This is a genomic window from Agrobacterium tumefaciens (genome assembly GCF_013318015.2).
In the GTDB taxonomy this organism is placed as follows: Bacteria; Pseudomonadota; Alphaproteobacteria; order Rhizobiales; family Rhizobiaceae; genus Agrobacterium; species Agrobacterium tumefaciens.
Genome location: NZ_CP115842.1, coordinates 809,074 through 822,908 on the forward strand (window position 1 = coordinate 809,074; position 13,835 = coordinate 822,908).

Genomic DNA, 13,835 nt, shown 5'->3' on the forward strand with positions numbered 1-13,835 from the left:
TAATCTCGCCGGAATGACCAGGAGACGCAGATGAACGGAAAACAGCCGGTCACCATGGGCCACCTGACACGGCGCGGCCTGCTTTCAGCCGCACCTTTCGCACTGGTTGCCGCCACGGGTGTGCGCCCCGCTTTCGCGCAGACTCAATCCGTTTTTTCGGCCAGCACGGAAGCCTTTTTGGACAGTGTGGGCGTGTGTGGCCATTTCGCCCGCACGAACGGCATTTATCCGGAAAGCTTCGAGCGCATCCTGCCTGAACTGGAAGCGCTTGGTGTGGGCCACCTGCGTGACGATGGACTGATTACCGCAAGGGACAGCCGCAACAGCCCGGCTTTCCAGCGCCTGCGCAGGATTGTGGCGGCCAACGTTCGCCTCACGATCATCTGTTACGACAATCTCAACCCCTACGTCTCAACGCCACTGAACAGGATTGCCGATTTCTACGACTGGTGCGACGGCGGCATCGAAGTTTTCGAAGGCAGCAATGAACCGACGCTGACGAAAGACCCGGCCAATGCGCCGCGCATTTCGGCAGAGCATCAGGCTGCACTTTTTGCAACGATCCGCTCAACTCCGGCCGTGAGCAACGTACCGCTTGTCGCGCCAAGCTATGTCCAGGCGAATACGGCGCTGGCGCTAAACCTGCAGAACGTATGCGACTTCGGCAATATTCACCCCTACGCCGGAATGGAACATCCCGAAACGACTGGGCCGGGGGCGCTCTCCAAATCTGTCGCGGCCTCGGCGCATATAGCAGCCGGCCGGCCGGTGCTCGCCACTGAGATCGGGTACCACACCTCACTGCAACCGAAGACCTTCCATTTTCCCGTCACCGAAGGCATCAAGGCGCGCTACATGCCGCGCACGCTCCTGTGGTCCTTCATCAGCGGCATCCGCCGGGCTTATATCTATGAAATGGTCTCCAGCTTTGCCGAAGACGAGACAAATCCGGAATCGTCCTTCGGCCTGCTGCGCCACGATCTGAGCCGGACCCCTGCGTACGGGGCCGTTCGTGCCCTTCTTGCGCTTTGCAAGGCAAGTCGACAAACAGAGCCAGCGGAACGCAGCCTCGCTTTCCTCAACGATGATTCCGAAAGGTTTTCCCTGCGCCTGACAAGACCAGACGGCGCGCTGCTCGCCCCGGTGTGGCTTGGCATACGCGGCTGGCAATGGCCGGCGCGGATCGAAAATCCGCCAGCCGAACGTGCAATGGCCTTTTCGGTAACCGGCCCGCATAGCCAAGTCATCGCGCACCGGTTCGGCGATGACGGTTCCGTAAGCCAGCGGGTGATCGCAAAGGAAGGTGGGCAATACCGGCTTTCCGTCAGCGACCAGCTTACGGTGCTGGAGGTTTTCTGAACGGCGTGCGGGCGAAAATTTCCGGCCGACAAATTTTATATATCGTGTCAGCCTATTGCATGATAGCCTTCTGAAATAGAGCACTTTTGCTCGCTGCTGCGAGCGCAAAATATTACTGTATAAATTTTTTCTTTTTATAGATGATGACGATGCAAAAAATTGAAAAAGCGCCTGTTTCCGGGGCGCAGCGTCTCGATATTCTTCAAATGATGCGCGCCCTGGCGGCAATCATGATTGTTGCGCTGCACGCGCAGGTGAACTGGGAGTTCTCGCTCGTCAACCTCCATCTCCTGAGGCTGGGTGCGGGCGTAGATCTGTTTTTCGTCATTTCCGGCTTTGTCATCGTTTATGCCTCCCGGCCGTATTTCGCAGCGGAGGGAGGGCGCTCGGCCTTTCTTGTGCGCCGGCTTCTCCGCATCCTTCCTCTTTACTGGTTCGTGTTGACCATGCGGCTCGCCATGGCCGCGGTCGCCGTTCTTCTCAGCGCCAAGGCCTTCCCGTCCTTGCAGGCCGTCCTAACCTCCTACCTCTTCATTCCCTATGACAGCATGGGTTATGGTGACGCTTATCCGTTTCCAATCATCGATCTGGGCTGGACGCTGAATTACGAGATGTTTTTTTATGTCGTATTCGCGGTTTTTATCTTCTTGCCGCTGGAACGCGCCGTGCTGACAACAGCGGCTGTGCTGCTCGCCGCAGTGCTCATCGGCTCCAACTTCAGTCTCGCCTTGCCGTTTAGTTTCTGGTTTCAGCCCATCATTCTGGAGTTCGTGGCGGGAATGTTGCTCGCCGTGCTTTTCCTGCGCGGCGTGCGCCTGCCGCCCTTGCTGGGGATTGCGGTGGCCCTTTGCGGCGTGGCGATCTGGACGCTTATCGATCTGAAAAGGTTCGAATTCCAATGCAATCCGGGCTGTTATTCCTATACCCGGCTGCTCGTTTTTGGCGGTGGCGCGATTTTCCTGATGGCCGCGGCAACCCTGACCAGGGGCATCTCCCTGCCCCGTTTTGCGCAGCCACTGGCGAAACTGGGCGATTCCTCCTACGCGCTTTACCTGCTGCACCCGTTCATCTTTCGGGCATTCCTAGTTGCTTCCGGCGGCATCACCTGGCCGCAGGAGTGGAAAAATGTCGTCTATCTCATCGTCGTCGCCAGCACCATCGCCATCGCCCACGCATTTCACGTCCTTGTCGAAACGCCCGCAAATATCTGGCTTCGTGACCGGCTGATAACACCCCGGCGAAAAGTCGCCGTGTCCTGACGCCCAGAGAAAAGTCCGCGTGTCTGCTGTTAAGTATACCCCGAAGTTCCGTTCACAAGTTTATTTTAGCACTTGATCGTTAGCTAAGGCTGTGCGATTTAAAAAGAAAATTTTAGATGTTGGATAACCATATTCAGCATTTCAGCTTACTTAAAATCGTATTTTTTAAAAATTTGGAGAGTTGTGATGTCCCGCCTTCGTATTGGCTCGGCGCTCACTGGTGCGGTATTGATCACCAGCCTCGGTCTTTTTTCCGCAGTCGCCAACGCCCAGAACGTGGAACCAGCGCCGCCAGCTGCCGGGCAGCAGACGCCGCCGGTACAGACTGCGACAACTGGCGCACCCGTAAAGGCCGCCGACGAAACCAACGCCGCATTTCTGGCTCGCGTTAACAGCTCCAATCCGGACACGGTTTCCCTTGCTGCCGCGGAACTGTTCAAGCAGTCTCCGACGCAGGCAACGGTCAAGGATCTGGCCGGCATCGCTTCCAGCACCGATGCGGCAAACGCCGACATGGCGGGAAAGGTGACGAACGGCTTTCCGATCATTGCCGTTTCCACCAGCGCGGCGCAGTTCTCCGAACAGCTTTCTGGCCTGATCCTGAGCGACTCCAGCCAGTTGCCCACCATCGTCGCACTGGCCCAGAAGGTCGGCAACAAGGACTTCTCCGAAGTTGTCGGCGAAGGTCTGGCACTCGCCTATTCTACGGCGATGCAGAGGGGCAACACGATACTTGCCGCCGCAATCCAGTTGCAGACCAAGGGTGTCGGCGTGCCCTCCGATCTTCTGATCGCCTTTAGCGAAAATATTCAGGGAACGGCGGCGGGTCCGGCAGCGCCTGCGGCAGCTGCAGCTGCTGCCTCACCGATCGGTGGGGCTGGCTCTTCACCTGCAAGCGGCAACAGCATTGGCGGCTCGGGAGCGGCGGGCTCACCAGCAGGTACGGCACAGGCCGGCGGCGGAGCCGCACCGGTTGGCGGTGGCGGCAGCGGTGGCAGCACCGGCAGCGGCGGAACCACCACAACCAACAACTTCTTTGCCGCGCCCCTTTCAACCGGCAGCACCAGCACGCCAGTCAGCACAAGTCCCGTTTGAACCCGGTTTTGCCGCCCTTCCTGCGGGAATGGCGGCCGCCTGTCCTACCATGCAACCGAGACTTGGCGGGTGCCACGCCCGCCAAAAAGAGCGAGGCTGACAGTTGTTGCAAAGGCACGATCCCCTGACTATGGCCGATATCGACAAAAGCGGATTTACAGCCGACTTTATCGATATAGACGCCGTTCTTGCCACGGTCCGCCGACAGTGGCGCGTCGTTCTCGCGGCAGTCGCCATTGCCGGGACAATCGGTCTCGCTTACGCCGCGACGGCCGTTCCGATCTATTCAGCTTCGGCTACCCTTTTGATCGACCGCAACAACAGCCAGGTCGTCGAGCAGCTTTCGACAATCGGCGGCGTCGTGGAGGACGAGGCTTCCATTCTCAGCCAGGTCGAGGTCCTGCAATCGGAAACCATCGGGATTGCCGTCGTCGACAGTTTGAACCTGACGGAAAATCAGGAATTCAGGGCAAACCGCGCCTCGCTTCTGAGTTCGATATTCGGCACCATCCGTTCGCTCGTCAACGTTTCGCAATGGTTCTCACCGGCGAAAGAGACCGTCATCGATGACGGCACCCTGAAGCGGGCGCTGTCGGACCGGCTGCTGGACGGTCTCAGCGTCAAGCGTATCGGCCGGACCTACGCGCTGGAACTGACCTACAACTCGACATCACCGGTTCTAGCCGCCCAGATCGTCAATGCGGTGGCGTCGGCCTATCTGGTGGACAAGCTGAACTCCAAATACGAGGCGACGAAGCGGGCCAGCGACTGGTTGTCCGACCGTATTGCCGAGTTGCGTCAGCGGGCACTCGACACCGACCTTGCCGTACAGAAATTTCGCGCTGAACACGGCTTGATCGAGACCGGCAATAACGGCCTGCTTTCCGATCAGCAACTGGCCGAGTCCAACAGCGCGCTTATTCTGGCGCAGTCGGAAACGGCGAGGTCGCGAGCGCGGGTACAACGCATCGAACATATCCTTGCCACAGACGATGTCGACGCCGTCGTCACCGATATTCTCGAGAGCTCGGTCGCGAACGATCTGCGCAAGAAATATCTCGAATCCTCGAAGATCGAAACGGAAATCACCCGCAGGCTTGGCAGCAACCATGTTCAGGCGGTGCGTCTGCGCAACGAAATGCAAGAATACCGCCGGCTGATGTTCCAGGAAATCAGCCGTATTGCGCAAAGTTACAAGAGCGATTTGGAGGTTTCGGAAGCAAGAGAGAAATCACTTGCGGAGAGCGTTGCCAAGGCTACCAGCGTCAGCAACTCGGCCAGCCAGACCCAGGTTCAGCTCCGCGAATTGCAGCGTGAGGCGGAAACTTACAAGAACATGTATCAGACCTTCCTGCAGCGTTATCAGGAAGCGATGCAGCAGCAATCCTTCCCCGTAACGGAAGCACGCGTGATTTCGAGGGCAGTTCCGCCCAACATTCCAAGCAAACCGAACAAACCGCTACTTTTGGCGCTGTTCATGATCATGGGCGCCGCGGCCGGCGGTGGCATCGCCATGTTTCGCGAGTTCCGCGACCGTTTCTTCCGCACCGGAGAACAGGTTCGCGACGTTCTCGGGCTGGAATTTCTGGGCAACACCCCGCTCGTCCAGAACAAGCCGGGCACGGATGTGTTGCCAAAGGGACAGGAGGGGCCGCCTACCGCCACACGCCCGTCCAGCGTTGCCCGCTACACTGTCGATCACCCGCTATCGTCCTTCGCCGAAACGCTGCGCAGCACACGGCTTGCGATAGATCTTGGCATTCCCCCGAAAACCGGCGCGCGGGTGGTGGGCGTCGTATCGGCGTTGCCGAGCGAGGGCAAATCGACGATCTCCATCAATCTGGCTCAGCTTCTGGCCGGACAAGGAGCAAGGGTTCTTCTGCTGGATGCGGATATTCGCAACCCGGGCGCCACGCGCGCTTTGGGGCGCCATGCTGCAGAAGGCCTGCTCGAAGTGCTGTTAGAAGGCCGCAATATGCGCGATGTGCTGCTGCACGACGAAAAGACGCGGCTCGCTTTCCTGCCAACGGTCGTCAAGCAGCGCGTACCGCACTCCTCCGAGCTGCTGACATCGGCGCAAATGTACAAATTGCTGGCCGAAGCGAGCAGTCTCTTCGACTACATCATCGTCGATCTGCCGCCTCTCGGGCCGGTGGTGGACGCCCGCGCGATGGCCGGCCGAATCGACGGTTTCGTCTTCGTCACAGAGTGGGGCAAAACCGCCCGCAGGGCGGTACGCAATACAATTGAAAACGAAGTCCAGATCCGCAAGAAGTGTCTCGGTGTCATCCTCAACAAGGTGGACACGGAAAAGCTGAAGCTTTACCGGGCTTACGGTTCAAGCGAATATTATCACGCGCGCTACACGCGATATTACCATGATTAGGCGGGACGGAATGGCGGGCCTGCGTAAATTCTTCGCGGTCGTGCCGGTTCTCATCCTTTCCGTGTTTGTTTTATCCGTCGCCGCACAGGCGTTTTCCGAAACTCGGCGGTTTTCCGATGTCGTCGCCTTGGCAAGAATTGCCGACGACAAAAGCGGCCTGGCGCACGATCTTCTGGCGAAGACGGTCGATGGGCTGCACCCCGTCGTTGCGGAGAAAATCTGCCGTTCGGATATCGTCAAGGCCGGGTTACGGCTCGTTCTCGCAGATCTCGATGCAAATGGCCAAGATGCGACGTCGGAGGCCGGTACGGCGCGTCTCGGCTTTGCCGAAAGCTATATTCGTCACGCGCTCTCCTGTTTGCCTGCAAATGGCGATGTGTGGCTGCGTCTTGCCATGGTTCGTTCGCTGCGTAACGCCTCGCCAATGGAAATCGCCGTTCTGATGAATTTTTCCCAACTTTACGGGCCTGCAGACGCCAACCTGATACGCGGGCGCTTCGTGATGTGGCAGCAATTTCCAAAAGACACACTGCCTCAGGCCGATGCGGCCCGCAATGCGGACACGGCAGTCGTCTGCGGGAAGGAGGGGGAAATCCTGCGCTGGACCCTGCGGAAGATCTGTCCGCAGCAGCCGCAGGCCGGCATGAAACGCACCATGCCGCTTCCGTGACATAGCGGCCTGCCTCGTCCTCTACCTTAGACATCGTCGCAGCAACAGTTATTGCAAAGCCGAAAGCCAATGTCGTCCATCGAAGCCCAATCAGAACCGCTATCCTCATCGCCACCGCGACCGGTTGCGTTTCCAGACTATTTTCGGACGGCCGCCATAGTCATCTTCTGGGCTATCTTCCTGCTTGCGCTTCTCAATCGCGGCGCAACTGAAATCGAGAGCCGTATCGTCGTCACCGTTGCAATTTATTTGTTGCTCGTGCCCGCCATCCTGTTGTTCGGGCAGCCCCGGGCTGGTGCAAGCGTGGCGCTTGTGGCGACCTGCCTTTTGCTGGGGGCACTCATCATCCAGATGTGGCTGCAATCATCTGTGCCGGGTATTGCTCCACCCAATCCCGCCTGGTCGACCGCCGCCATGTTTGTGCAGTTCGCCCCCGACGCCACGGTTTCGCTCACCCCGGCGGATGATTGGCTCGGCCTGTTAAGCGCCGCCCTGCCCTTCGGCGCCTTCATGGCCGGCCTCGTCATTTTCGATACCGACGAGCGCGCGGCAAAAGCGCTGCGATGGTTCGCAATTGCCGGCGGATGGCTGGCACTGTTGTCAATCGTGCAATTTCTGCTTTTTCCAGAAACACTCGGCTTCATTCAGAAGCGCTTCTATCTCGGCAGCCTGACCGGCCTTTTCGTCAACCGTAATACCGCCGCCACCTTCTTCGGTCTCATTCTCCTGACCCTCGTCGTGATGCTGCACAAACGGCTGACAGCTCCAGACTGGGGAATGGTCAGGGCGCTGGTGGCAAATCGCCTGACCGTTCCAGTCGGCCAGAAACGCCTCATCCGCAAGGCCGCCTTCATCGGCGTGCTCACTGCCTTTTGCTTCATCGCCCTGATGCTGACCGGATCGCGCGCCGGCATCGCATCAAGCTTTGCGGCACTGAGTTTCCTCATTCTTCTGACCGTCTTCAACTCACCCATCAAAACAGGCCGCAACGCGGCTGCCCTGCGTCGCAAGCGGCGCGGCACGAAGCGCCGCGCGGCGATCGTGCTCGCCATTACGCTTGGCCTGTTCCTGCTCTTCGCCAATCGCGTGGCGCTTCGCATGGAAACGCGATTGGAAGACGACATGCGCTTCTGCTACATGCCGGGCATCGCGCGTGCCATTTCTGACAGCTGGCCTTGGGGAACCGGCCTAGCAAGTTTTACGGAAACCTACGCGCCCTATCATGCGGCGCAATGCGGGGTGGACGCCATCGTCACCCACGCCCACAATGTCTATGCCGAGGGACTGCTGACGCTCGGCCTCGCATTTCCATTTTATGCGGCTTTTTTCGTGCTCGTCCAACTCGCCATTTTTATTCGCGGGGCGCGCAAACGCAAAAACTACCGTTACGCCTCCCATCTCGGGCTTGCCGGGCTGCTGCTCGTCGCATTGCATTCGACACTCGATTTTTCGCTGCAGATCCCCGGCTTCGCAATGGCTTACGCCGTATTCCTTGCGCCCGTCGTCACGCTTTGTCTCAACCCCCCAGGGGTTGGACGGGACCGTTCGCGGCGGCGCGAACCATCTCCAAGCGATCCCGCAATGCCGGCCTAGATCAGTCCGGATGGGCAGCAGCCATCATTTCGCTGATGCGCAATAGTTGTAACGATTACAAACCACACAAAGACGCGAGAATTTGGGCATGCGGATATTGCAAATAACGTCGCTGTTTTCTCCGGACCGGGTCGGCGGCGCGGAGATATTCATGGAAGACCTAGCGCGCGGGCTGGCGGAGAATGGACACACGGTAGCGGTGGCGGCGATCTCACGCAAACAACAGGCCGTGGAGCTGCGGGATGATTTTGCCGTTTACCGCCTCGGACATACCACGCCGTTTTTTATCGGGGACTGGGAAGAGCAACCCGGATGGAAGCGAAAATACTACAAGATCGCCGTGCAGCTGGATCCGGGTCTCCTGCGCCGGCTTGCCCGCGTCATCGATGATTTCCGGCCTGATGTCGTCAACACCCATTCGCTGTCGGAGCTGACACCGCTGATCTGGCCGATGATCCGCAAGCGCGGCATTCCGCTCGTCCATTCCCTGCACGATTTCACCAGCATGTGCACCAACGGCTCCCTGTTTCACGACGGGCACATCTGCGACGGCACCAGCAAAAAATGCCGCGCCTTCTCTTACCTGCACCGGCGTTGCCAATGCGCCGTCGACGCTGTCGCCGGTGTCGGCCACGATATTGTCGAGCGCCATGTGCAGGCCGGCTTTTTCACCCATGTACCGGAAAGCCGCCGCACGGTCATCTGGAATGCCATCGCGCCGCCAGCTTCACAGACACAGCGCATTCCACGCGCGCCTGGGGACCCGCTTGTTTTCGGCTATCTGGGCCGCATCGAGGCGCCCAAGGGTGCAGATCTCCTGATCGAGTCGCTGCCGCTCCTGCCGCCGAAGGGCTGGCGACTGGTCATGGCGGGTCGCGCGCCGGGCGGCATCGAAGCCTACGAGCAAAAAACCGCCAACCTTCCGGTCGAATTTCCCGGCTACGTGGACGCCGATAGTTTCTTCGCCGGTATAGATTGTCTGATCGTTCCACCACTCTGGCCAGAGGCTTTCGGGCGCACTGTCGCTGAAGCTATTCTACGCGGTGTGCCGGTTCTCGGCGCCAATCTCGCCGGTGTCGCCGAACAGATCGGTCGGGACCGGCCGGAACGCCTTTTCACGCCGGGCAGCGCCGCCGAGCTTGCCGCCCGCATGACTAACGCGATGCGCAACCCCGCCATTCTCGCGGAAACACCGGAAACCAAAGCGCGCATTTCGCAGGGCGTCGCGCCCGAACGGGTAATCGGGGCATACGAAGCTCTCTATTCGGAGCTGCGCAGCGGCATCAGGGCATGAGCCGTAAGATTTCACCCCGGGGACATGACTTCTAGACGTCAGGTCTGTTCATGGAAAATCTGCGCATAGCTTTCCGCCGCCTTCTGCCATGAATACAGCTTGCGGTTTTCATAACCAGCCTGGCGAAGATCGCTTGCCAGATCCGGCTCCCGAAAAAGCCGCTCAAGTGCCGCGACAAGGCTGTCAGAGTCCGCGGGATCGAAGGTGAGTGCGCCCTTTCCGGCGATCTCCGGCGTTGCGGAACGGTTGGAGCAGACGACCGGACACCCCAGTTGCTGCGCCTCCAGCACCGGCAGGCAGAACCCTTCATATGTGGAAGGCACGCAAAGGCAGGCGGCGTGGCGGTAAAGGTCTGCCAGTTGATGGTCGTCTATGCCGGAAAGCCGGATCAGTCGCGCCTTCAGCTCCGGATCATCGAGCACGCTGCCGATTTCCTCGGCATCGTCGCGGCCAACATGCACGACGTGCAAATCAGGCCTAACCTTGCCAATCACGGCAAAAGCCTTGCCCAGAAGCGAAAAGTTTTTATTCGACGTCGCGTTTCCGACCGCCAGTATGTAGGGCGCGGCAACTGGCGGCGGGCCGTTTAAACTCGCTAGATCGACATTCAGGGTGCTGTCAGAATGGATAGTCAGGCTTTTTCCAGCAGCCGATGGATAAAACTGCGCCAGATCCTTTCGCGTCGCTTCCGATACGCAGGTGATCCGGTTCGAACCAGCCATCATCAGTCGAAAGATCAAATCCGTCGTCAACGTCGCCCGCCAGCCGATCTGTTCGGGGATGGTCTTGAAATAAAGATCGTGAACCAGGGTGACGCGCCGTTTGCCGCCGCTGGGACTTCCGAAGGGATCGGCGTTGAACAGCACATCGATGCCGAGCTTGCGGCAAAGTGCCGGCAACGTCATAGCCTGACGCAGCACATCAAACACCATGATACGCGGCCGCGGCGTCTCAATCAGCTGAAGGCGGCTTTCGCGCAGGTTTTCGGGCAGCTGTGCCCGCGTCCAGGGAGAGCGCAGGATGTAGTCGTCCCGCGTCTGATCCAGCAGCCGCTCCAGCAGGCTGAAGGTCACGCGGGCGACGCCGGAAGGTTTGCCGCCATACTGGCTCGGCATGTTTACGAGAATACGCATCCTGACCCTTCCGCTTGCCTGCACTTTCTGCCCGAATTGATCGCCAAGAGGCCCCTCACACTGCTTCCGACAGCAAAGCGGAAACGGACCGGCAGGTCTCCTCCAGCGAAAAACGCCGGCTCACATCCTCGCGGCCCTGCTGCGCCAGCCTTTCCGCCAGAGCCGGCTGCGACAGGATGCAGCCTAGTGCTGCCGCAAGCGCCGATGCGTCGCCCGGCGGCACCAGAAGACCCGTTTCGCCGTCCCTAATGATTTCGGTAACCCCACCACCGCGTGTAGCGACAACTGGCCGCCCGCACATCATGGCCTCCACCACCACCCGCCCGAACGGTTCGGCGACAACAGAGGTGTGGGCAACGGCATCCATCGATGCCATCAGCTCTGGTACATCCGACCGGAAACCGAGGAAGCGGACACGACCATCCAGACCGAGACGGGATGCCTGCTCGCGGATGCGCGTCTCATAGGCGTCCTGCCCGAATAGCGCTCCGCCAACGATGACGGCCTGAACGCCATCCATCGCCGCGATCGCGTCCAGAAAGACGTGTTGCCCCTTCCATTCGCTCAGCCGGCCGAACAATCCGACAAGCGGTTCAGGACCAAGGCCCAATTCCATACGCAACCGCGTAGCTCTGCCGGGATCGTGGGCCACAGCCTTTGCGGGGTCGAAGCCGTTATAAACGATGCGGACCTTTTCTGCCTGCCCGCCGGCTTCAACGAAAGCCCGGCCGGTTTCCTGCGAATTGACGGCCACCAGCCTTGCGAAAAGGCGCGCGAATGCCAGCGAGGCATGGCGATTGGCGGAGCTGAATGCGGGATCGGTGACTATATCGTGCAAAACCCAGACAAGTGGGCGGCGGCTGAGTTTCGCGGCAAGCGCGCAAACGAACAGCGCCTTCTGCGAATTGGCGCAGATTACGTCGTAATGTCTCGCCTGCTGGCTCAATTGCCAAGCGACGGCGACAACATCGGCCGCGCCACGCAGCATTGCGCCAAACGGTGAGTCACGGCGGATCGACAGCATTTTTTCGCCAGCGGATAACATGACCGGAGGCCTCCCGGCCGCTGCCAGATCATCAGCAGCACCACCGCCACTGAGAAAACAAGCTCGCCAGGAATGCGGTCCGGCCTTGACGAGGTCCGTCAGAAAAAGCTCGGCGCCACCCTTCTCTCCTGTGTGACTGACAAATAGAGCGGATGTCATGACATCACCTGTGAAGTATCAGAGCACCCAAGTTGCCATTGCCCTAAATTGCGGGCATGAATGGACAGCCCGTGAAAATGACGAGTGCACTTGCCAACGGCAGGGATATTTTCACCGGCAATTTCAGTATAAGAACAACAATGCTTGATTGTGGTTAGAAAAAATAACATTCAAACCTTTATGCGGATAAGAATCCGATATACGTAAATTAAAAGAAAAATATTCTATCTATATATTTTAAAAGAGATCGAAGAAAAATTCGTGACGTATAATTTTACTGCTTTTCGCCGTCCCGTTTCCTGCGTTTTGTCCCCCGGCCTTTCGGCGGAGTTATCCTAGGGCCAGACGAGGAGAACGAACGATGACACCGCTCAAACGCAACATATGCATATATACGACCGGAACGGAAGAGGTGCCGGCATGATCGGCGTATCGCTCGGCATCACCTCCCGAAACATCCCCACCATGGTCCCTTCCCTGAACGCGCTCTCACCCTTGCGCGCGCGTTTGACTGCGGGTCAGAATGCCACGATCTTCGTGAATGGTGACAGCACCGCCTATGCCGATGCCGGACCATTCCAGCAGTTCGCCATGATGCTTGGCGATCTGCACGACACAAGGGTTGTGCTGCACCGCTGGGCAGAATGGCAGACAAACGCCCCCACCGGGCCAAAGGCCTATGCGGATTCGGTTACGCTGCGCGCAGGCATGGGGCCAACGCTCACGGTCTATCTTGCGGCACTGCCCGGCGGCATGGCCGGTTACATGCTCGCGGACCAGCGCGCGGCGGCGTTGAAGATTCCGCGTCCCGACCTGTGCATCACGCATCATGGGCATAATATGCAGAGTTTCGAGACGCCGGGTGGTATCCTAAGCTCCGGACGAGCCGCCCTGCTCGGACCGCTTGGCATGATCGAATGGCAATGGCCGGGTGCCCCCCAACTCATCACCACCCAGAACCCCTGGCGCGATAGCACCGGTTACGACAAGGTCTATAATGCGATCCTTGACCTTGCCCGAGCGCACCCGGGCCTCACGCTGGTGGATACACACGCGTCATTTGTAGCGAGAGGCAAGGACCATGCGCTTTACCGCGACAACGTCCATCCGAACGATGCCGGATCTCAGCTCATCGCCCGAACCTTGTTCAGTTGTTATCTGGGATCGGCGCCCGATAACGTCTTTCAGACACCTTGTTGGCCAAAACTTCCCGCCGCCAATCTTATCGTCAACGGCGATTTCACCGATTGGACGGGGTCCGCTCCATCGGGTTGGAGCCTGGCGGCGTCGGGTTCCGCCATAAAAGCCGCAGAAGTCACCTTTTCTCCGGCTTTCGCTCACAGCCTCGGTTTGCGTGCGAATGGCAACCAGTCGGCCGCACTGGTTCGTTATTTTCGCAATGCGGAGGCCGCCGCGATGATCGGCAAAACCGTTTCATTTGCAGTGCTTTATAAAAATACCGAGGGACAGCGTGCGCCCTATGTCACACTGGTTTCAAAAAGCGGCGGCGCAGTCCGGACGATCAGTTGCTCCGCGCTTCAATTTGGTGGTGCGAACGCCCTCGACAATAGCGGCTGGATGTGGGCGACAGCCAACGACATCGCGATCGATCCTGATATCAGCCCCAGCGGATATGGTTTCTATGTGAGGATCATGCCGGCATTCGGCATGAGCGCGCCGGTTTCCAACGAACCGCTTTACATACAGCGGGTGATCGCCGTTGAGGGCGCTCTGCCAAAAGGCAATCTGAGCGACTGAAAACCATAGAAAATTGTCTTGCGCGGCAACGTCATCAAGACCACTATTCATCGTCATCACCCTGTCGCCTCATGGTGATGACGT

At 58.9% G+C, this 13,835-nt stretch carries 10 protein-coding genes; 8 read left to right on the forward strand and 2 right to left on the reverse strand.

All coding sequences use genetic code 11. The annotated features are described in order from the left end of the window. Nucleotides 1–30: 30 nt before the first annotated feature. From G6L97_RS17165 to G6L97_RS17195, 7 genes are all read left to right on the forward strand, one after another. Entirely contained in the window at nt 31–1,359 is a 1,329-nt protein-coding gene (locus tag G6L97_RS17165) for a hypothetical protein (protein WP_174003477.1), read from the forward strand. 140 nt (nt 1,360–1,499) lie between these two features. Next, nucleotides 1,500–2,618, forward strand: coding sequence for an acyltransferase family protein (locus G6L97_RS17170; RefSeq protein WP_035199581.1), 1,119 nt, complete (start codon nt 1,500–1,502; stop codon nt 2,616–2,618). A gap of 186 nt (nt 2,619–2,804) precedes the next feature. After that, a complete protein-coding gene (locus tag G6L97_RS17175) occupies nt 2,805–3,713 on the forward strand; it encodes a hypothetical protein (protein WP_065704372.1) in 909 nt (302 codons plus the stop codon). A gap of 130 nt (nt 3,714–3,843) precedes the next feature. Then, nucleotides 3,844–6,099 carry a polysaccharide biosynthesis tyrosine autokinase gene (locus tag G6L97_RS17180; RefSeq protein ID WP_065704374.1) on the forward strand — a complete coding sequence of 752 codons (2,256 nt, stop codon included), beginning with the start codon at nt 3,844–3,846 and terminating at the stop codon, nt 6,097–6,099. Between the two features lie 10 nt (nt 6,100–6,109). Continuing rightward, entirely contained in the window at nt 6,110–6,769 is a 660-nt protein-coding gene (locus G6L97_RS17185; protein WP_065704376.1) for a hypothetical protein, read from the forward strand. Nucleotides 6,770–6,838: 69 nt separating this feature from the next. After that, nucleotides 6,839–8,362: an O-antigen ligase family protein gene (locus G6L97_RS17190; RefSeq protein WP_065704378.1), complete on the forward strand. Its 1,524-nt coding sequence runs from the start codon at nt 6,839–6,841 to the stop codon at nt 8,360–8,362. Nucleotides 8,363–8,450: 88 nt separating this feature from the next. After that, entirely contained in the window at nt 8,451–9,656 is a 1,206-nt protein-coding gene (locus G6L97_RS17195; RefSeq protein WP_111782973.1) for a glycosyltransferase family 4 protein, read from the forward strand. 38 nt (nt 9,657–9,694) lie between these two features. Here the strand turns inward: G6L97_RS17195 and G6L97_RS17200 are convergent, their stop codons facing one another. Next, complete coding sequence (locus tag G6L97_RS17200) at nt 9,695–10,789, reverse strand: glycosyltransferase family 4 protein (RefSeq protein ID WP_065704382.1); 1,095 nt, start codon at nt 10,787–10,789, stop codon at nt 9,695–9,697. Between the two features lie 55 nt (nt 10,790–10,844). Then, on the reverse strand, nt 10,845–11,993 hold the full coding sequence (locus G6L97_RS17205) for a glycosyltransferase family 4 protein (RefSeq protein ID WP_065704384.1): 1,149 nt from the start codon (nt 11,991–11,993) through the stop codon (nt 10,845–10,847). A gap of 420 nt (nt 11,994–12,413) precedes the next feature. On the opposite strand from G6L97_RS17205, the gene G6L97_RS17210 reads away from it, so the two are divergent. Continuing rightward, nucleotides 12,414–13,751 carry an SGNH/GDSL hydrolase family protein gene (locus tag G6L97_RS17210; protein WP_065704386.1) on the forward strand — a complete coding sequence of 446 codons (1,338 nt, stop codon included), beginning with the start codon at nt 12,414–12,416 and terminating at the stop codon, nt 13,749–13,751. Nucleotides 13,752–13,835 lie beyond the last annotated feature (84 nt).